The sequence below is a fragment of the Herbaspirillum sp. LeCh32-8 genome (genome assembly GCF_017814915.1).
Taxonomy (GTDB): domain Bacteria; phylum Pseudomonadota; class Gammaproteobacteria; order Burkholderiales; family Burkholderiaceae_D; genus Herbaspirillum.
In genome coordinates, this window is the sequence record NZ_JAGIPZ010000002.1 from 417,339 (window position 1) to 437,144 (window position 19,806).

Consider the following 19,806-nt stretch of genomic DNA (forward strand, 5'->3'; position numbering starts at 1 on the left):
GTCAGTGTTCAGAAAATCGGCGGCTCGACCGGCGTTTCGTAGCCGGTGAGGAAATCGAAGTCGCAGCCCTTGTCGGCTTGCGACACGTGCTCCACATAGAGCCGGATGTAGCCGCGCTGGCGCGGCAGCGGCGGCGGCTGCCAGTCCTCCCGGCGGCGCGCCAGCTCTTCGTCGGACAAGGCCACGTTGAGCTGGCGTGCTGCAACGTCCAGTTCGATGATGTCGCCGGTACGGATCAGCGCCAGCGGGCCGCCCGCCGCCGCTTCCGGCGCGACGTGCAGCACGCAGGTGCCGTAGTGGGTGCCGCTCATGCGGGCGTCGGAGATGCGCAGCATGTCGCGCACGCCGGCGGCCAGCAGCTTTTTGGGAATCGGCAGATTGCCCCACTCAGGCATGCCGGGCGCGCCGATCGGGCCGCCTCCGCGCAGCACCAGCACGGTGTCGGCATCGACGTCGAGATCGGGGGCGTGGATGCGCGCGTTCATCTCCGCCACCGAGTCGAACACCAGGGCGCGGCCGCGATGCTTCAGCAGGTGCGCGCTGGCCGCACTGGGCTTGATCACCGCACCGTTGGGGGCAAGGTTGCCGTGCAGTACCGCCAGCGCCGCGCCCGGCGTGACCGGCTCGGCCAGCGGACGGATCGCGGTTTCGCCCTGCACGCGTCCCCGTCCGGTGAATTGCGCGATGTTCTCGCCCAGCGTGGCGCCGGTCACGGTCAGGCAGTCCAGCGACAGGCGCGGCTTCAATTGCGCCAGCAGGGTCGGCAATCCGCCGGCGTAATAGAAATCCTCCATCAGGCGCTTGCCGGAAGGGAAGACGTCGGCCAGCACCGGTACGCCGGCGCCGATGCGCGCGATGTCGTCCAGGCTCAGCTCGACCTGGCCGCGCCCTGCGATGGCGATGGTGTGGATCGCGGCGTTGGTGGAGCCGCCCAGCGCCATGTAGGCCACGATGCCGTTCTCCACCGAGGCGCGGGTGAAGAAGCGGCTGGGCTTCAGGTCTTCCCACACCATGCCGACGATGCGCTCGGCGCTGGCCGAACACATGCGCGTGTGCGCCGAATCCATGGCCGGGATGCTGGTGGCGCCGGGCAGGGTGAAGCCCATCGCCTCCACGATCGAGGTCATGGTGCTGGCCGTGCCCATCGTGTTGCAGGTGCCGGGCGCGCGCGTCATGCGCGCTTCCAGCGCCACCCATTCTTCCTGCGGGATGTTGCCGGCGACGTATTCATCCCAGAATTTCTTGGTGTGCGTGCCCGCACCGACCGCCTGGCCACTGTAGCGGTCGCTCAGCATCGGCCCGGCGGGAACGTAGATGCAGGGCAGGTCGGCCGACAGCGCACCCATCAGCAGCCCGGGGGTGGTCTTGTCGCATCCGCCCATCAGCACCGCGCCGTCGACCGGCAGCGAGCGCAGCAGCTCTTCGGTTTCCATCGCCAGGAAATTGCGGTAGATCATCGTCGTCGGCTTGACCATCACCTCGCCCAGCGACATCGCCGGCAACTCCGCCGGCAGGCCGCCGGCCATCAGGATGCCGCGCTTGACCGCCTCCGCGCGCTCGCGCAGGTGCGCATGGCAGGGCGACAGGTCGCTCCAGGTATTGATGATTGCGATCACCGGCCGCGTCATGAATTCGTCGCGGCGCAGCCCCATTTGCTGCAGGCGCTGGCGATGCGCGAAGGAGCGCATGTCGTCGGGGGAGAACCAGCGCTGGCTGCGCAGTTCGGCGAGGGTTTTGAGTTTGTCTTGCACCATGGGATCGGCCGTAGGTCTAGCGGGGTTGAATGGGAGAGGGCGACGTCACGGCCGGCTCGTGCGTTACCGGCAGCAGCAGGCTGGCACCGGCGGCCAGCAGCAGCGCAAACACCGCGCCGCGCATGGCGGCCGGCGGCCAGTCGGGCGGGTAGCGGCGCACCAGCCAGGTGACCAGCAGCACCAGCGGCAGGGCTTCCAGGCTCAGCATCAGCGACGCCGCGTCGAAGCGTCCCTGCGCCAGCACGATCAGCAGCCGCAGCACGGCGTTGACGGCGAACAGCAACACCAGCGTGTCGCGCACCACCAGGCGATCGAGCGGCTGGCGGTACAGGTGAAACACCATCGGCGGCCCGGCGCTGGCGAACACGCCGCCCATCACGCCGGACACCGCGCCGAAAAACGCGAAGGCGCCGGGAGAGGACAGCTGCGTGCGCGTCCGGGTCTGGATCACCAGCAGCACGCTGCAGGCCAGGATGGCGATGCCGAGGGCGATGCGGGCGGCGCCGATGGCGTGGTCGGACAGCCAGGCCAGCAGGCAGGCGCCCAGCGCCACGCCCGCCAGGCTGCTGCCGAACGAGGGCAGCAGCAGCCGGCGTGGCAAGGCCGGCAGGCGCCGCACCAGCAAGGCGGCATTGGCCAGCACCATCACCGTGACGACGTTGGCCGCCACCGGCAGCGGCGCCAGATGGAAGGCCGCCACCAGGCCCAGTAGCACCAGGCCGAACGCAAAGCCGGTCAGGCTTTGGGTGAAGGTGGCCAGGATGACGCAGGCCGCGAACAGCAGATGATGCTGGACCAGGGATCCGCTCATCAAAGGCTTCCCGCCAGCGTCAGCAGGGCGGGCGCGCACGCTGCGCCGTCGCGCACGAACACCGGCGGCTCGCCGATGGGGGCGGCGACGTCCACGCGCCGCCCGCCGTCGAAACGCGCGCCGCTCCACAGATGGATCCAGCGATCGCCGCGCGGCAGATAGGGCTGCCAGCGTTCCTGGCCGGCCTGATGCACCGGCGCCACCAGCACATCGCGACCGTACAGGTATTGGTCCTGGATGGCGTAGGTCGCCGCGTCCTGTTCGTAGTGCAGGAACAGCGGGCGTTGCAGCGGCAGGCCGCGTTCGGCGGCTTCGGCCGCCAGGGCGCGCACGTAGGGTTTCAGGCCGACGAATAGGCGCGTCATGCGGGCAAAATGGGCCAGCACCGCATCGTCCTGCCAGAACTGGAAATTTTCGTCCGGGCGGTTGCCTTCATGGGTGCGCATCACCGGCGTGAACGCCGCCATCTCGGCCCAGCGCTGGAACAGTTCGGGCGTACGGCGATTGCCGAACAGGCTGGTGTAGCCGCCGATGTCGCTGTGGTGGTAGGCATTGCCGAGCAGGCCGGAGGAGAGCGCGCCGCAGATGACGGTCTGCAGGCCGTCATGGCGGGTGAAATCGACCGACTGGTCGCCCGCCCACAGCAAGGGGCAATGCGCCTGCACGCCGGTGTAGCCGGCGCGCATGAAGAACATGGCGTCGCCGGTGCGGCCGGCGGCGGCGATGGCGCGCGCATTGACCTCGGCCCACAGCGTCGGCCAGGCGTTGTGCATCAGCATCGGGGACACGCCGTTGGCCAGCGTGACGTCGGTGGGCAGGTATTCGCCGAAATCGGCCATCCAGCCGTCCAGGCCTTGCGCCAGCATCTCGTCGCGCAGGATGCGCTGTTCGAACCAGCGTGCCGCCGCCGGGCTGGTGAAGTCGACCACGCCGCAATCGAATTCGCCGAAATCGACCAGGTAGTCGCCGTCATCGGCCTGCGTCGCCAGGTGGCCCAGCTCGCGGGCTTCCTGGTACAGCTGCCCGTCCACGCACAGATAGGGATTCACATAGCCGAGGAAGCGCACGCCCTCGCGCTTGAGTTGACGCACCCAGTCCTCGTGGCCGGGATAGCGCGCCGCGTTCCAGCGCCAATCCCAGAACAGGCGCTTGCCGAACGAGGTCTGGCGGATGCCGACCCAGTCCTCGCACCACAGGCCGCTCACGGCGACGCCGGCGGCGCGGCTTTGCTCCATGATGTGCGCGGCGTGCTCGCGGCCGTTCTTCAGGCCCAGCACGGCGCCGTCGGACAGCCACTCGGGCAGCATGGGTTGGCGGCCGAAGCGGGTCGAGACGTGTCCGACCAGGGTGGGGAAGTCCTCCGCGAGGATGAATTCCAGGCGCTCCGGAATGGCCCAGAACTGCAGCTCGTGCCAATCCGCGTGACGAAAATCGAAGTCGGCATACGCGCTGGTCTGCGCATGCAGGCAATAGCGCTGGGAAGACAGGAAGCTCGGTTGCGGGTAATTGGTGTGGTAATAGTCGCCGCCGGCGCGGCCGCTCACGTCGGCTTGCCAGGTCAGCTGCGTGGTCTTGTCGCGACCCACGCCGGGCTCGGACGTCCACAGCGGGAAATGCCGGCCGCGCATGTCGAAATACGACATCTGCTCGCCGCAGCCCCACACGTGCTCCTGCGCCAGCGCAGGCACGCGCCACCACAGGCGATTGATGCCCTGCGCGCCGCTCAACATGAGGTGGGCGCCGGTGGCGGTGATCCGGGCGGTGATCGTGATTTCCGTCGCCGCGTCGGCGTGGCGGGCCAGCTCGATGCGCACCTGTTGCGGGCCGTGCTCGGTGATGCGCGCTTGGCGCAGCGCGACGCGCTCTTCCACGTAGTCGCTGATGTCGAAATTGCCGCGATACATCTCCACCTGTTCACGCCCGTGTCCGATGAATACGCAGGGGGTGTCGGGATGGTGTTTGAACAGCGTGCGACCGGCGAGTTGCAGCGTCAGCCGGCCGTCGGCGTCTTGGGTCCAGTTCATGTTGTGAGATTCCATGTCGGGCTTGGTCAATGATCCGCAGCCTTGGCCAGCTTCGGTCCTGCGGACGAACGTCCGGCGCTCATACGTGCGATGTGCGCGTGGTGATAACGGCGCGACACCACCAGCAGCACCAGCGCCGCGATCCAGGTGAGGGCCATCCACACGAGATAGTCGGAGGTCACGCCGCCGTGGCGGGCAATGCCCAGCGGCGAGAAGGTCAGGTAGATGCTCACCAGCAGCGCGATCAGCAGCACGCTCATGGTGCTGGCATGGCGCCACGGTGTCAGGTCGCCATGCTCGCGCGAGCGCGCCTGGTAGGGTTGGACGCGGCGATAGCGCCGGCCCAGCAACAGCATCAGCGCGACCTCGCAGACAAACAGGATGCCCATGATGTGGATGAAGTTGATGCCGTAGACCTTGTCGACCTTGAACACGAAGATCAGCAGGGTGTAGACGATCACGTGCAACAGCAGCACCACCTTGGCCGGGAAGGCGTCGATGCGGCGGCTGAAGAAGCCCACCAGCACCACCGCGATGATGGGGATATTGAAGAAGCCCGTGAAGCGGCGCATCACGGTATAGATGCCGTCCGGCGCAAACATCAGCAGCGGCGCGATCAGCAGCGAGACCATGGCGATGGCGATGCTGGCCACCTTGCCGACGCGGATCAGGCGCTCGTCGCTGGCGTCGGGCTTCCAGGCGCGATAGAAGTCGAAGGCGACCAGCGTGGCGGTGCTGTTGATGACCGCGTTGAAGTGACTCATGATGGTGCCGAACAATACCGCCACGAAGAAGCCGCGCGCCCACCACGGCAGCACATCGGCCACCAGCTGCGGATACGCCAGGTCGGGGCGGCTCAGCGGATTGTCCGCATACAGGTGGTAGGCGATCACGCCCGGCAGCAGCATCACCAGCGGCACCATCAGTTTCAGCAGGCCGGACAGCAGGACGCCTTTTTGTCCCTCGGCCAGGTTCTTGGCGGCGAAGGTGCGTTGCACGATCGACTGGTTAGTGCACCAGTAGAACAGGTTGGCGAAGATCATGCCGGTAAACAGCGTGCCGAACGGGACCGAATCGTTCGGGCCGCCGATGGCGGAGAGTTTTTCCGGGGCCTGCGTGCCGATGATGTGCAAGCCGGTGGAGAAGTCGCCCTTGCCCAGCGCGACCAGGCCCAGCACCGGCACCATCAGCCCGGCCACCAGAAGGCCGACGCCGTTGATCGTGTCCGACACCGCCACCGCGCGCAGGCCGCCGAAGATGGCGTACAGCGCGCCGATGATGCCGGAGATCCAGACCAGCAGCGTGATGGTGGTCGGATAGGACGTGCCGAACATTGCCTGCACGCCGAACACCTGGTTGAAGGTGATCGCGCCCAGGTACAGGCCCGACGGATTGACCACCAGCATATAGCCGACCACGAAGAAGGCGCTGACCACGCGCCGGGTGGTGGCGTCATAACGCTCCTCCAGGAATTGCGGCAGCGTCGAGAAGCCCCCGCGCAGGTAACGCGGCAGGAAGAACATCGCCAGCGCCACGGTGGCGATCGCCGCGGTGCATTCCCAGGCCATGGCCGACAGGTTGTGCGCGTAGGCGTCACCGTTGAGGCCGACCATCTGCTCCACCGACAGGTTGGTGAGCATCATGGAGCCGGCGATGAACCAGCCGGTCAAGCCGCCGCTGGCCATGAAGTAGCCGCGCGCGCCGTGATCCTTGGCGCGACGGGTGAAGAGGTACGACACATAGCCGACCAGCGCCGTAAACAGGACAAAACTCAGGATGGTAAAAATGATCGTCTCCTTATGGTCTCTTTTTTATGCGACAGCGTCCCCGCAATCTCGTGGCGACGCGCTTTCCGGCGTTGTCGGATTTCTGGCGATCCGCTTGCGCCGATGGTTCAGTTGGCAGTATTCACGGCCTCAGCAGCCGCGCCAGCGCGGTTCGATCAAGCCCGGCACAGCGGTGCGCAGCGCGAACAGGCCGCCGGCCTGCGGCTGACCGGCGAGCTCCGCGGGCGGGCGGCCTGCGCGCGCGGTGGTGATGTAGAGCGTGCGCAGATCAGGCCCGCCGAAGGCGCACATGGTCGGACACTGCACCGGCAGCGGGTACATCGCATCCACTTTTCCCGCCGGCGTGAACCGCACGACCCGGCCGCCTTCGTAGAAGGCGCTCCAGTAGCCGCCTTCGGCGTCTACCGCCGCGCCGTCCGGGCGTCCGCGATCCTCGGCGGTGGGTGCGATGCTGACCCAGGTCGCGCGTGGGCCGCATGCCCCCGTCGCGACGTCGTAGGCCGAGCGATAGATCGTGAAGTTGGGGGTATCAGCGTGGTACATCCAGCGGCCGTCAGGGCTGAAGGCCAGGCCGTTGGAGGTCAGCAGGCCGTGGCTCAGCACCTCCAGGCGTTGCTGCGACAAGCGGTACAGGTGAGCGCGGCCGCCGGCCTTGGGTTCGTCGATCGTGCCTGCGATGAAGCGGCCGCGCGGGTCGCAACGTCCGTCATTGAAGCGGCTGGTGCGGATGTCTTCCGGGTTGGCGCACAGTTGTTCCTGCGGACGGGCCTGGGCGTCGAGGCGCCAGATGCCGGAGCGCAGGCCCGCGATGAAGCCGCCGTCTTCAGCCAGCGCGAAGCAGCCGATGGCCTCCGGCAAGGCGAACGTGACATCGCTGCCGGTGGCAGGGTCGAAGCGGTGCAGGGCCTGGCCGAGGATGTCGACCCAGTACAGCACCTGCCGGCGCTCATCCCAGCGCGGGCATTCGCCCAGCTGGGCGCGCGCGTCGAGTACGCACAGGGGGGAAGCGTTGCTTGATGTGTTGGTCTGCATAGCGAGCAATGAACAAGCCGGGCTGTTGCTGTGTGCCTGAAAAATGGTGAGCCGGAATTGCCGGGAAGCGCCGATCGCGCTTTTGCGCCTGCCTGCCGCCGAACCGTGAATCCTGCTTGGATTCATTCAAGGTCATGTTTGTTTGGCAACAAATTAAAAATAATAGCGCTGCGAAATTATAGCGCTGCGATTTTTGATTTGTCCAATGGAGATTGGCTTGCGCCAAGACATGACGTGCTGCAACGCAGCGTTTAAAATAGCGTTCGTTCCCACCCCAGCGGGGGCTTCCTGGATGCGCACGGATGACCGACACCACTAAGAATTCCTCAAAAAATGCCGCCCGCAGCCGCCGCGGCACCAATCGCGTCACGATGGATGACGTCGCCGCGCGCGCGCGGGTTTCGGCCAGTTCCGTTTCGCTGTTCCTGCGCAATCCCGAGGCCGTGTCGGCGCGCATTGCGCCGCGCATCAAGCGCGCCATTGAGGTGCTCGGTTACGTGCCCAACAAGCTGGCGGGCAGCCTGGCCGCGGCGCGCACGCGCGCCATCGGGGTGGTGGTGCCGGCGCTGGGCAATGCCTTCTTCGCCGAGACGGTCGCGGCCATGCAAAGCGAATTCGACCGCCACGGCTACCAGCTGTTGCTGGGCGCGAGCGAGTACGACCTGGAGCGCGAGGCGGAGCTGGTGCGCGCCTTTCTTTCCTGGTCGCCCACCGCCCTGGTGGTCACCGGCTGTCATCACAACGAAGCGACCCACACCTTGCTGCGCCAAGCCAATGTGCCGGTGGTGGAGATGTGGGAGACCGGCGAGCAGCCGTTCGACCTGCAGGTCGGTTTTTCCCACCGGGCAGTGGGCGAAGCTCTGGCCGCGCACCTGCATGGATTGGGCGCGCGCCGCATCGCCTTCATCGGCGCGCGTATGGAAAAGGACATGCGCGCCGGTCAGCGGCGCGACGGTTTTTGCGACTGGTTCAAGGCGCGCGGGATCGACGCGCTGGCGATCAACCAGCCGGTAGAGGCCTCGCCCACCGCCGGCGGCGCAGCCCTGAACGCTGCGCTGGACGCGATGCCGGATCTGCAGGCGGTGGCCTGCTCCAACGACGTGATGGCGCTGGGTGTGCTGTTCGAGGCCCAGCGGCTGGGGATCGCGGTGCCCGATCGGTTGGCGGTCACCGGTTTTGGCGACCTGCCTTTCAGCCAGGCGTGCGTGCCCTCGCTGACCACCATCGAGCCGCGCGCGAGTGTGATCGGCCTGAGGATCGCGCAGGAATTGCTGGCCCGTCTGGACGCCGAAGCGCAGGGCGAGGACGCGCCGGAACCGAAGGTGGTGGACGTGGCCTTCGAGCTGATGGTGCGGGATAGCAGCCGCCGCGGCCCGGCGGATTGAGGCGCCGCCGCCCGGCCGTTCTCATGCAACGGCGGCCCGATGATGGGGGGGAAGGTCGGCCCGGCGCCCGTCGGCTGGAATTTCGCCCGCGCCCCTGCGGCACATTCCGGGAATCCGCACGAATGCTGCATTGCGGCATATTTTTCTTCCGAAAAAAACCTTTGAAAACAAGGGTTTGTCGGATTTCTTCAAGGTGCCATTCGCTGGCACGAAGCCTGCAATACCTCCCGCACAAGTAAAGCAAAACGGAGACAGACACGATGCGCCCCGCATCCCGCACGCGTTCGCGTCGCGCCTTCCTGCCGGCCTTACCCATTACCCGTTACACATCGTCCATCCGCAGCATTCGCGTGTCAGCCAAACGGCCGTTCGAGCCGGAGCGCGCACCGGGATGACAGGACTTACCCGGCCGCCAAATCACAGAGGGAGGAGGCGGCCGTCACAGGAGATATCCATGAGCGACATCCAGAGCACCAGCCTGAAAGCCGGCCAGCAGGCGCCCAAGCAACTGAGCGCGGCAGACTACCGCAAGCGCATCTTCGCCATCCTCGGCGCCTCGTCCGGCAACCTGGTCGAGTGGTTCGACTTCTACGTCTATTCCTTCTGCGCGATTTATTTCGCGCCAGCCTTCTTCCCCAAGGGCGACCCCACCACCCAGCTGCTGAACACCGCCGGCGTGTTCGCCGCCGGCTTCCTGATGCGCCCGATCGGCGGCTGGCTGTTCGGTCGTATCGCCGACAAGCATGGCCGCAAGACCTCCATGCTGATCTCGGTGCTGATGATGTGCGGCGGCTCGCTGGCCGTCGCCATGCTGCCGACCTACGCCACCATCGGCGCCTGGGCGCCCGCGCTGTTGCTGCTGGCGCGCCTGTTCCAGGGCTTGTCGGTGGGTGGCGAATACGGCACTTCGGCCACCTACATGAGTGAAGTCGCGCCGCAGGGCCGTCGCGGCTTCTTCGCTTCCTTCCAGTACGTGACGCTGATCGGCGGCCAGTTGCTGGCAGTGCTGGTGCTGTTCGGCATGCAGCAGTGGCTGACCAAGGCCGAGCTCATGGACTGGGGCTGGCGCGTGCCGTTCGTGCTGGGCGCGGTCGGCGCGCTGGTGGCGATGTACCTGCGCAGCTCGCTGGCCGAGACTGCCTCCGAAGGCAGTCGAAAGAAGAAGGAAGCCGGCACCCTGAAGGGCCTGCTGCAGCACAAGCGCGCCTTCATCAACGTGGTCGGCTTCACCGCCGGCGGCTCGCTGATGTTCTACACCTTCACCACCTACATGCAGAAGTACCTGGTCAACACCGCCGGCATGGATCCCAAGGTCGCCAACGGCGTGATGACCGGCGCGTTGTTCGTCTACATGATCCTGCAGCCGATCTTCGGCGCCATCTCGGACAAGATCGGCCGCCGCAACTCCATGCTGTGCTTCTCCTTCCTCGGCATGATCTGCACTTTCCCCATCCTGCACCTATTGAAGGACGTCACCAGCCCCTACGCCGCCTTCGGCCTGGCGATCCTGGCGCTGACCATCGTCAGTTTCTACACCTCGATCGGCGGCCTGATCAAGGCCGAGATGTTCCCGGCCGAAGTACGCGCGCTGGGCGTGGGCCTGTCGTATGCGGTGGGCAACGCCATCTTCGGCGGCTCCGCCGAGTTCGTGGCGCTGTCGCTGAAGTCGGCCGGCATGGAGTCGAGTTTCTACTGGTACGTCACCGCGCTGTGCCTGGTGGCGCTGGTAGTCACGCTGCGCATGCCTGACCCGCAGCGCGACGGCCACCTGCACGAGGACGTCGATATGGAACATGACGACGCCGCTCCCCAGGTCGACAGCCTGAAGCAGCACAAGCCGGCCTGATCCGGCGCGCCGGGGCGGCATGTGCGCCGCCTCGCGCTATCATTGGGGACTTCGATCCCGTTGCAGCGAGCGGCGCCTTTCGGGGCGCCGCGTCGTATCTGCGCCGGATCTTTCTCCTGTATTCCGATTTCTGTCATCCCGCGCATGAAAGCCCGAAGAAACCTGCTGCTGTTCGTCGCCTTCGTGGCCGCCACGCTGGTGGTGTGCGTCGTCACCTACCGGCTCGCCCTGAACAAGGCTCGCGCCGACCAGAAAAACCTGGGCGAGGCCCAGCTGCAGATCGTCGCGCTCGACCTGGAATCCATCCTGCAGAAGTACGAGACGCTGCCGTTCGCGCTCGGCTTCCAGTCCGACGTGCGCCAGGTGCTGAACCATCCCGAGGACGCGCTGGCGGTGGATCGCCTGAACCGCGCCTTCAAGACCATCCAGCAGCAGTCGCGCGCGGTGCACATCTTCATGCTCAACGCCCGCGGCATGACGCTGGCCTCCAGCAACTGGGACGACGAGTTCAGTTTCGTCGGCCGCGATTTCGGTTTTCGTCCCTACTTCCGCGAGGCGGTGCTGGGCCGGGCAGGGCGCTTCTACGGCATCGGCAATATCTCCAGCGAGCCGGGCTACTTCATCGCCCAGCCGATCTACCGCCGCCAGGATCAGGCCGAAGGCGACCTGCCGATCGGCGTGATGGTGGTCAAGGTCGACCTCGCCGAGTTCGAGCACACCTGGCGCAGCAGCGACGACCCGATCACGCTCACCGACGCCGGCGGCGTGGTCTTTCTCAGCAACCGGCCGGAGTGGAAATACCACAGCCTGCGCCCGCTGACCGGGCCGATGCAGCAGGAGCTGGCCGGTACCCATCAATACGCCGACCAGCCGATCACGCCGGTCTCGGCCTTGCCCGCGCCGCTGCAGCGCGGCTTCGGCGAGCATGTCTCGCGTCCGGTGGGGCGGCTCGGCTGGCAACTGATGCTGTTCCCCTCGCAGGCGCGCATGGCGCGCTCGGCCACGCTGTCGGCGCTGGCCGCTGCGTTGGCCATGGCGGCGCTGGCGATCTCGCTGCTGGCCTGGTACCAGCATCGTCGCCGTGTGCAGGAGCGGCTGGAGTCGCGCGACGCGTTGCGCCGCGCCGCCGAGGAGCTGGACCAGAAGATCGCCCAGCGCACCGGCGAGCTGACTGCCGCCAACCAGGCCATCGCCGCCAAGTACGACAAGCTGCAGCAGACCGAGAGCCTGCTGCGCACCACCCAGAACGAACTGGTGCAGGCCGGCAAGCTGGCCATGCTGGGCCAGATGGCTGCCGGCGTGACGCACGAGCTGAACCAGCCGCTGGCGGCGATTCGCGCCTTCGCCGACAATTCGGTCAAATTCCTGGCGCGCGGGCAGACCGCGCAGGTGGCGGAAAACCTGGAGCACATCAGCAGCGCCAGCGCCAACATGGGCAAGATCATCGGCCAGTTGAAAGGCTTCGCGCGCAAGAGCGGCGAGCTGGTGTCGGCGGTTGACCTGCGCCAGGCCACCGAGGCGGCGGCGCTGCTGCTGGGCAGCGAGTTCCAGAACCACGGCGTGGAGATCGTCATCGACGTGCGCCACGCCGCACGCGTGACCGGCGACGCGGTGCGCACCGAACAGGTGTTGATCAACCTGCTGCGCAACGCCCTGGACGCGGTCGAAGAGCGCGACGTCAAGCGCGTGCGCGTGCTGCTCGACATCGAAGGCGCACAGGCCGTGGTACGCATCCGCGACAGCGGCGCCGGTATCCCCGACGAGGTCGCGCCGCACCTGTTCGAGCCATTTTTTACCACCAAGTCGTCCAGCAAGGGGCTGGGGTTGGGGCTGGCGATTTCCTCGTCCATCGTGCAGGCAATGAACGGCCAGCTGAGCGCACACAATCATGAAGAGGGCGGCGCCGAGTTCGTGGTGCGCCTGCCGCTCTTGAAGGAGACCTGATGGAACAAGCCACCGGCGCCGCGCGCGCCATCCTTATCGAAGACGAACAGGCCGTGCGCCGCGCCACCGCGCAGACGCTGGAGCTGGGCGGTTTCGACGTCACCGCCTGCGCCAGCGCCGAGGAGGCTTTGCCGCTGCTCACGCGCGACTACGCCGGGGTGCTGGTGACCGACGTGCGCCTGCCCGGCATGTCCGGGCTGGAGGTGCTGGAGCATGCGGTGGCCATCGACGCCGGCCTGCCGGTGATCGTGGTCACCGGCCATGGCGATGTCGGCATGGCGGTCGAGGCCATGCGCGCCGGCGCCTACGACTTCGTGGAAAAACCCTTCAGCTCCGACCGCTTGCTGGAGATCGCCCTGCGCGCCCAGGACAAGCGCAACCTGGTGCTGGAGAATCGCCGCCTGCGCGAGGCCTGGGCCAGCAACCCCGAGCTGCCGCCGCTGGTGGGCCAGTCGCCGGCCATCGAGCGCGTGCGCACGCTGATCCACAGCCTGGGGCCGGCCGACGTGGATGTGCTCATCAACGGCCAGACCGGCACCGGCAAGGAAGTGGTGGCGCGTCAGCTGCATGCTGCCAGCGGACGCAAGGGCCCGTTCGTGGCGCTCAATTGCGGCGCCTTGCCGGAAACCGTGTTCGAGAGCGAGATCTTCGGCCACGAGGCCGGCGCTTTCACCGGCGCCCAGAAGCGTCGCATCGGCAAGCTTGAATACGCGCATGGCGGCACGCTGTTCCTGGACGAGATCGAGAGCATGCCGCTGGCGCTGCAAGTCAAGCTGTTGCGCGTGCTGCAGGAGCGCCGGCTGGAGCGCCTCGGCGGCAACGAGTCGGTGGCCGTCGATTGCCGCGTGGTGGCGGCCAGCAAAGCCGACCTGCTCAAGCTGTCGGCCGAAGGCCTGTTCCGTGAAGATCTGTACTACCGCATCGGCGTGGTCGCCATCGACCTGCCGACCCTGAAGCAGCGCAGCGAGGACATCCCGCTGCTGCTGGCGCATTTCTGCCAGGCTGCCGCGGTGCGTTACCGGCGCGAGGTGCCGGCGTGGACCGCGGCGCAGCTGCAGCAGTGGCAACAACGCGCCTGGCCGGGCAACGTGCGCGAGCTGCGCAACTTCGCCGACCGCTGGGTGCTGGGCGTGGAGCAGATAGGCGGCGTCGGCGGCACGGCCGCATCCGCACCGAGCGGTGACGCCGTGCCCCTGCCGCAGCAGGTGGAAAGCTTCGAGGCAGGGCTGATCGCCGCCGCGCTCAAGCAGGCCGACGGCAGCGTCGCCAGCGCCGCCGAACGCCTGGGAATGCCCAAGAAGACGCTGTACGACAAGATCAAGAAGTACGGCCTGGGCGGCGCCTGAGCCGGGATTGAAAATAAAAAGCCCGCTGTATCGACAGCGGGCTTTTTTCATGCAGGGCGGGCAGGTGTTACCCCCCAGGCCGCTCAGTCCAGTTCCGGACGCAGCATGTCCTGGAACTGTTCGGTCTGGAAACCGCGCACGGCGCAGCCGATGCGGGCGCCGGGGAAGGCAGGATCGCGTGAGGCTTCGATCACCAGCGTGCGTTCCCCGTTCAGGTTGGCCTGGCCGCGGTAGTAATCGAAGCGCGAGGTGCGGTGCCAGCCGTTGCGCTCGAAGATTTCCATGCGGGTGTAGGTGCCGCTGATCTCCTTGCTCATGCGCTTGAAGTTGGGGATGGCCGTGCCCAGCACTGCGGCGGCCTGGTCGGGGCTGGCGGTGGTGGTGAAGCCCCAGACCATTTTTTGCAGCGTGCCGTTGATGTCGGTGCTTTCTTCGTAGTAGCCCGACAGCGTCAGGCCGTAGACCTTGGCCGGTGCGGCCGGCGCCACGATGTTGCGGCCCGGGGTCTTGCGGTCAGGCACTTCGATGGAGGCGGTCTCGCCCTTGACGGTCACCTGGAAGCTCGGGCTGATCTCGGCCGCGAAGCGCTTGAGCGTGGCGCCGAAGCTGGCGTCGCAGGCAGCCAGCGCCTTGACGGCGTTTTCCAGCGGGGCGCGCTGGTCGGTGACCGGGCCGCCCGGGGCCGGCGCGCCGCGCGCCTGGTCGCGGTTCTGATTGCGCTCGGCGAGGCGTTGCGCCTTGAGCTCCAGGCGTTGCTGTTTGATCTGCATCTTGGCCATGCGCTCTTCGGGCGTGGCGCAGGCAGTGGCGAGCAGGATGGTAGAGGCTGCAAGCAGCCAGGTGCGTGACATGGACATGGATCCCCCGGTTGGTGTATTTTTTTGTGCCTTTGCGGCCAAGGGGATTTTGGCTCAGGCGGCGGACAAATTCAACAGCCGATCACACTCGAGGTGTTCCACTGAATGGCGCGTGGGCGTCGCGGCGCTGCACAGGCACAGATGGTAATCGGCTGTAGCGTCGTGGCGCAGGAATGCATCCGGGGCGCTGATGGCCTGCGCAGCGTCGCCCTCATTGACACCGCTATCGCCACTGTTATCGCCACCGCATTCCAGCTCGGGCAGCTCCTGCATGTCGCGCAGGCCGCTGTTGTGGCGCAGCTTGTAGAGCGCCTCCTTGGCGCACCACAGACGGTAGAAGGCCGCTTCATACGCCGGCTGTCGCTCCAGCCAGGCCAGTTCCCGCGGCGAGAAGGCCAGTCTGGCCAGCGCAGCCAGGTCGCGCTGCGGCGACGGCGCTTCGATATCCACGCCCACCGCGCACCGCTCGCCCACGGCGCACGCCAGCCAGCCGCGGCTATGTGAAATGCTCAAGCCGGGCAACGCCACGCCGTCGGCCGCATGCGCGCCGATGGTGACCAGCGGCGAGGCGCCGTGGCGTTCGGTGACGGTGATCTCGGAAGGCGCGCAGGCCAGGGTTTGCACCAACGCATGACGCAGCAGCAAGCGACCCAGCAGGAATTCGCGCGCGCGTTGCGGTTTCAGAAAGCGCTGTAAGCGCGCACGCTCGCCGTCGGACAGCAGGGCGGCGAACGCGGGGGGGACGGCCGGCACTTCGTCGGCGCCGGCCCGGAAATGGCGGCCGTCCACGATCCAGATGCGGGTGGACGGCACTTGAGGCTCTTACTTCAGCTTGACAATGTCACCCTTCAGGGCGACGCCGGCGATGGTGGCGCCGGCATGGCATTCGAACTGGGTGGCGCTGGCCATCTCGTTCTTCTTGTAGTAGCTCACGATATTGACCACGGCGTTGCCGCCCAGCTGCTGGGCCTTCTTCTGCAGCTGCACCAGGGCCGACAGGAACACCCACTTGCAGGCCTCTTCATCGGACTTGCCCACGGCGTTGGTCTTCTGGTTGGTCACGTCGGTGGAGAGCTTGGTGGCCACGGCCGGGGTCGACTGGCCGGCGAAATAGAACTTCACCGAACCGTCCAGCACGCCTTCCTTGTCCTTCATGGCCTGGGCTTCTTCGATCGACAGCAGGTGCTTGGTGTCGCGCGCCTGGGCCGACAGGGACGACAGCGCCAGCACGGCGGCGGCCAGGACGAGGGAAGTTTTTTTCATGAGTGAGGCTCCTTTATTGTTGGTTCGTTGGATCGTGGTGGGGAGTGATGCACTTGCTCTTTTTGTCATAAAACCAGGGCTTACGCCCAGCGCCTGAAGATCAGCGAAGTATTGATGCCGCCGAAAGCGAAGTTGTTCGACATCACGTATTCGCAATCTATCCCGCGACCCTCGCCGGCGATGTAATCGAGCTCACCGCACTCCGGGTCGACCTGGTTCAGGTTGATGGTGGGCGCAAACCAGCCCAGGCGCATCATCTCGATGGTCATCCAGGCCTCCAGCGCGCCGCAGGCGCCCAGCGTATGGCCCATGTAGCTTTTCAGCGAGCTGATCGGCGCGCGCCGGCCGAACACGCGTGCGGTGGCGGTGGTCTCGGCCACATCGCCCTGGCGGGTGCCGGTGCCGTGAGCATTGACGTAGCCGATGGCGTCGGCGATGAGGCCGGCATCGGCCAGCGCCATTTCGATAGCCACCTGCATGGTGGCCGCGTTCGGATTGGTGACGTGGCTGCCGTCGCTGTTGGTGCCGAAGCCGACGATCTCGGCGTAGATGCGTGCGCCGCGTGCCTGCGCGTGCTCCAGGTCTTCCAGGATCAGGCTGCCGGCGCCTTCACCCAGCACCAGGCCGTCGCGGTCCTTGTCGAACGGGCTGGGCGTCACCTGCGGCGTGTCGTTGCGCACGCTGGTGGCGTACAGGGTGTCGAACACCGCTGCCTCGGTGGCGCACAGCTCCTCGGAGCCGCCCGCGATCATCGCGGTCTGGCGGCCGCTGCGGATCGCCTCGAAGGCGTAGCCGATGCCCTGGCTGCCGGAGGTGCAGGCGCTGGAGGTGGTGATGATGCGGCCGGTAATGCCGAAGAACACGCCCATGTTGACCGGCGCGGTATGGGCCATCATCTTCAGGTAAGTGTTGGCGTTGATGTCGCGCGTGTTCTTCTCGGCGAACATCATGGCGAAGTCGGCGATCGCATTGGGCGTGCCGGCCGAGGAGCCGTAGGAGATGCCCAGTTTGCCGCTTTTCAGCAGCGGGTCGTCCAGCAGGCCGGCGTCGGCCAGCGCCCATTCGCTGGCGCGGGTGGCCATCAGCGCCACCCGGCCCATGCTGCGGGTGGTCTTGCGGTTGTACTTCTCGGACAGCGCGAACTCCGCCGCCGGCGCGCCCAGACGGGTATGCAGGCCGACGTATTCGTCCCAGCCCGGCATGCGCTGCACGGCGTTGCGCAGCGTTTTCAGGTGCGCCAGCGCGCTGTCCCAGTCGTTGCCGATGGGGCTGATGCCGGCCATACCGGTGACCACCACCCGGCGCGGGGCGAAATGAGCGCTCATGCCAGCCCCCCGTTGACCGAGATCACCTGGCGCGTGACATAGGCGGCGTCGGGCGACATCAGGAAGGCCACTGCGGCGGCGACTTCCTCCGGCTTGCCGGCGCGGCGCGCGGGGATCAGTTTCATGATTTCCTCCATCGGCGCGTCCTGCGCCATGTCGGTGTCGATCAGGCCCGGCGCCACGCAGTTGACGGTGATGTCGCGCTTGGCCAGCTCCAGCGCCAGCGCCTTGGTGGCGCCGATGATGCCGGCCTTGGCCGCGCTGTAATTGACCTGGCCGCGATTACCGATCAGGCCCGACACCGAGGCCAGCGTGACGATGCGGCCCGCCGCGCGACGACGCACCATCGGCATGGTCAGCGGGTTGAGCACGTTGTAGAAGCCGTCGAGGTTGGTGCGCAGCACGCTGTCCCAGTCTTCGCCGGGCATGGCGGGGAAGGCGTTGTCGCGCGTGATGCCGGCGTTGCAGACCACGCCGTAGTAGCAGCCGTGCTGCTCGACGTCCTGCAGCAGCACCTGGGCGGCCTGCTGGCGATCAGCGATGTCGAACTGCAGCACGCGCGTCGCGCGGCCCAGCGCCGCGATCTCGCGCGCGACTTCGTCGGCCGCCTCGCGCCGCTGGTGGCAGTGCAGGACGATGTCGTAGCCGTCGCGCGCCAGCCGCAGCGCGATCGCGCGGCCGATGCCCCGGCTTGAGCCGGTGACGAAGATGGTGTGTTGCCCCGGGTGTGTCATGCCATGCCTTCTTGAAGATAGTTTGTTGCGTCGTGCGGCTGGAACACCGACACGTTGGCGCGCGCCAGTTCCTGTCGGGTGGCGGCGTCGATGATGGCGCAGTCGAACGAGCCCAGGCCGTTCTCGGCCTGCAGCAGCAGTTTCACCGTCACCTTCAGGCGCGTGCCGTTGGCGAATTCCGGGACGGCGCATTCATAGCGGCGCGATCCGAGCAGAAATCCGATTTTCACGTCCTCGCCGCGTTGTCTTGCGTGATAGCCGGCCCAGGCGGCGATCGCCTGCGCCATGTATTCGACCCCGACCCAGGAACCCACGCCGGCGCCGCTGTTGAACAGGCTCTCGGGCCGGATCTGCACATCGGCTTCCAGCGCGTCCGCGTCCACCGCCGTCACGCGGTCGATCAGGATCATCGGCGCCGCGTGCGGCAGCAGCTGTTCGATCGGCGCGATGGGCTGGGTCGCCTGCGTTGATGGCGTCATCTCAGTCCTCCACCCGCGAGAGCACCAGCGCCACGTTGCTGCCGCCGAAGGCGAACGAGTTCGACAGCACATGGCGCGGTGCATGGCCCAGCGCGCGGCCGGCGGCGGCCACGTCCAGCACCGGCAGCGCCGGGTCGGCCACGCCGTCCCACAGGTGCGGCGGCAGCAGGCCGGCGTGGTTGTCGTCCTGCATCGCCAGCCAGCACAGGCCGGCTTCGATGGCGCTGGCCGCGCCCAGGGTGTGGCCGGTGAACGGCTTGGTCGAGCTGACCGGCACGCCGGCGCCGAACAGCGCGTGCAAGACCTTGGACTCCATCGCGTCGTTTTGCGGCGTGGCGGTGCCGTGCAGGTTGATGTAGTCGATCTGCGCTGCTTGCAGGCCGGCGCGTTGCAGCGCCTGGGCGATGGCCAGCGCGGCGCCGTGGCCTTCCGGATCGGGCGCCGAAATGTGATGAGCGTCGGACGACTCGCCCCAGCCGGACAGCGCCACGCGCGCGTTGTCGCGACTCATCAGGAACAGCGCCGCGCCCTCGCCGATGTTGATGCCGTGGCGGTTGACCGAGAGCGGGTTGCAACGCTCGGCGCTGACCGACTCCAATGCCGAGAAGCCGGCCACGGTGAAGTCGCACAGGCTGTCGACGCCGCCGCAGATCACCGCATCGCACAGGCCCATGTTGAGCAGGCGCGCGGCGCTGGCCATGGCCTTGCCGCTGGAAGAACAGGCGCTGGAATGGACATAGGCCGGCCCGCCCGTGCCCAGCGTCGCGGCCAGCGCGGCGGCAGGCGAGCCCAGTTCTTGCTGGCCGTAATGGTAGCCGGCAGGGAAGGCGCAGCCGTTGCTGTCGCCGTGGCTGCCGGGCGAGCGATGGCGAAATGCGTGTTCGCCCTCGGCGATGCCAGAGGTGCTGGTGCCCAGCACGATGCCCACGCGGTGCGCGCCGAAGCGCGCGATGGCGGCGTCCACCTCGGTGCGGATCGCGGCCAGCGCGGCCAGCGCGATGCGGGTGTTGCGGCTGCGCTCGCGCAGCGGCAGGTGCTCGTCGCCCGGCAGCGCGATGTCGGCGGCCAGCGCGCCCAGCGCCAGCGCCTGGCCGGCCGGGTTGCGGCGGCTTAGGTCGGGCAGCACGCCGCTCTGGCCGGCGAACAGGCGCGCGCGGATGGCGTCGTTCGTGTGGCCGAGCGGGCAGATCATTCCCAGGGAGTTCAGATAGATGCTCAT

General features: G+C 67.2%; 16 protein-coding genes. 4 read left to right on the plus strand and 12 right to left on the minus strand.

What is annotated here, in order from left to right; genetic code table 11:
- Positions 1 to 8: 8 nt before the first annotated feature.
- From J8I26_RS06975 to J8I26_RS06995, 5 genes are all read right to left on the minus strand, one after another.
- Positions 9 to 1,754, minus strand: coding sequence for an IlvD/Edd family dehydratase (locus tag J8I26_RS06975; protein ID WP_209605504.1), 1,746 nt, complete (start codon positions 1,752 to 1,754; stop codon positions 9 to 11).
- A gap of 16 nt (positions 1,755 to 1,770) precedes the next feature.
- On the minus strand, positions 1,771 to 2,565 hold the full coding sequence (locus tag J8I26_RS06980; protein ID WP_209605506.1) for a TSUP family transporter: 795 nt from the start codon (positions 2,563 to 2,565) through the stop codon (positions 1,771 to 1,773).
- Positions 2,565 to 4,589: an alpha-glucosidase gene (locus tag J8I26_RS06985; protein ID WP_209605507.1), complete on the minus strand. Its 2,025-nt coding sequence runs from the start codon at positions 4,587 to 4,589 to the stop codon at positions 2,565 to 2,567. Before J8I26_RS06985 ends, J8I26_RS06980 begins: the two co-directional genes overlap by 1 nt.
- Before the next feature lie 26 nt (positions 4,590 to 4,615).
- Positions 4,616 to 6,379, minus strand: a complete 1,764-nt coding sequence (locus J8I26_RS06990) for a solute:sodium symporter family transporter (protein ID WP_209605827.1) — start codon at positions 6,377 to 6,379, stop codon at positions 4,616 to 4,618.
- A gap of 126 nt (positions 6,380 to 6,505) precedes the next feature.
- Positions 6,506 to 7,408 (minus strand): SMP-30/gluconolactonase/LRE family protein, encoded by a 903-nt coding sequence (locus J8I26_RS06995; RefSeq protein WP_209605510.1) that lies wholly within the window; start codon positions 7,406 to 7,408, stop codon positions 6,506 to 6,508.
- Between the two features lie 302 nt (positions 7,409 to 7,710).
- On the opposite strand from J8I26_RS06995, the gene J8I26_RS07000 reads away from it, so the two are divergent.
- From J8I26_RS07000 to J8I26_RS07015, 4 genes are all read left to right on the plus strand, one after another.
- Positions 7,711 to 8,793, plus strand: a complete 1,083-nt coding sequence (locus J8I26_RS07000; protein ID WP_209605512.1) for a LacI family DNA-binding transcriptional regulator — start codon at positions 7,711 to 7,713, stop codon at positions 8,791 to 8,793.
- A gap of 454 nt (positions 8,794 to 9,247) precedes the next feature.
- On the plus strand, positions 9,248 to 10,639 hold the full coding sequence (locus J8I26_RS07005) for an MFS family transporter (RefSeq protein ID WP_209605514.1): 1,392 nt from the start codon (positions 9,248 to 9,250) through the stop codon (positions 10,637 to 10,639).
- A 144-nt stretch (positions 10,640 to 10,783) separates the two neighbouring features.
- A complete protein-coding gene (locus J8I26_RS07010) occupies positions 10,784 to 12,583 on the plus strand; it encodes an ATP-binding protein (RefSeq protein WP_209605516.1) in 1,800 nt (599 codons plus the stop codon).
- Positions 12,583 to 13,929, plus strand: coding sequence for a sigma-54 dependent transcriptional regulator (locus tag J8I26_RS07015; protein ID WP_209605518.1), 1,347 nt, complete (start codon positions 12,583 to 12,585; stop codon positions 13,927 to 13,929). The genes J8I26_RS07010 and J8I26_RS07015 overlap by 1 nt, the downstream gene beginning before the upstream one ends.
- Before the next feature lie 83 nt (positions 13,930 to 14,012).
- Here the strand turns inward: J8I26_RS07015 and J8I26_RS07020 are convergent, their stop codons facing one another.
- The 7 genes from J8I26_RS07020 to J8I26_RS07050 form a co-directional block, all read right to left on the minus strand.
- Entirely contained in the window at positions 14,013 to 14,780 is a 768-nt protein-coding gene (locus J8I26_RS07020) for a hypothetical protein (RefSeq protein ID WP_245200170.1), read from the minus strand.
- A gap of 60 nt (positions 14,781 to 14,840) precedes the next feature.
- Entirely contained in the window at positions 14,841 to 15,599 is a 759-nt protein-coding gene (locus J8I26_RS22860; RefSeq protein ID WP_209605522.1) for a 4'-phosphopantetheinyl transferase superfamily protein, read from the minus strand.
- A 9-nt stretch (positions 15,600 to 15,608) separates the two neighbouring features.
- Positions 15,609 to 16,049, minus strand: coding sequence for an excinuclease ATPase subunit (locus J8I26_RS07030; protein WP_209605525.1), 441 nt, complete (start codon positions 16,047 to 16,049; stop codon positions 15,609 to 15,611).
- 80 nt (positions 16,050 to 16,129) lie between these two features.
- The gene (locus J8I26_RS07035) at positions 16,130 to 17,374 is read right to left on the minus strand and encodes a beta-ketoacyl-ACP synthase (protein WP_209605527.1); all 1,245 of its coding nucleotides are present in this window, start codon (positions 17,372 to 17,374) and stop codon (positions 16,130 to 16,132) included.
- Positions 17,371 to 18,108 carry a 3-oxoacyl-ACP reductase FabG gene (gene fabG / locus J8I26_RS07040; RefSeq protein WP_209605529.1) on the minus strand — a complete coding sequence of 246 codons (738 nt, stop codon included), beginning with the start codon at positions 18,106 to 18,108 and terminating at the stop codon, positions 17,371 to 17,373. The genes J8I26_RS07035 and fabG overlap by 4 nt, the downstream gene beginning before the upstream one ends.
- Positions 18,105 to 18,587, minus strand: a complete 483-nt coding sequence (locus tag J8I26_RS07045) for a hotdog family protein (protein ID WP_209605531.1) — start codon at positions 18,585 to 18,587, stop codon at positions 18,105 to 18,107. Before J8I26_RS07045 ends, fabG begins: the two co-directional genes overlap by 4 nt.
- Position 18,588: 1 nt before the next feature.
- A complete protein-coding gene (locus J8I26_RS07050; protein WP_209605533.1) occupies positions 18,589 to 19,806 on the minus strand; it encodes a beta-ketoacyl-ACP synthase in 1,218 nt (405 codons plus the stop codon).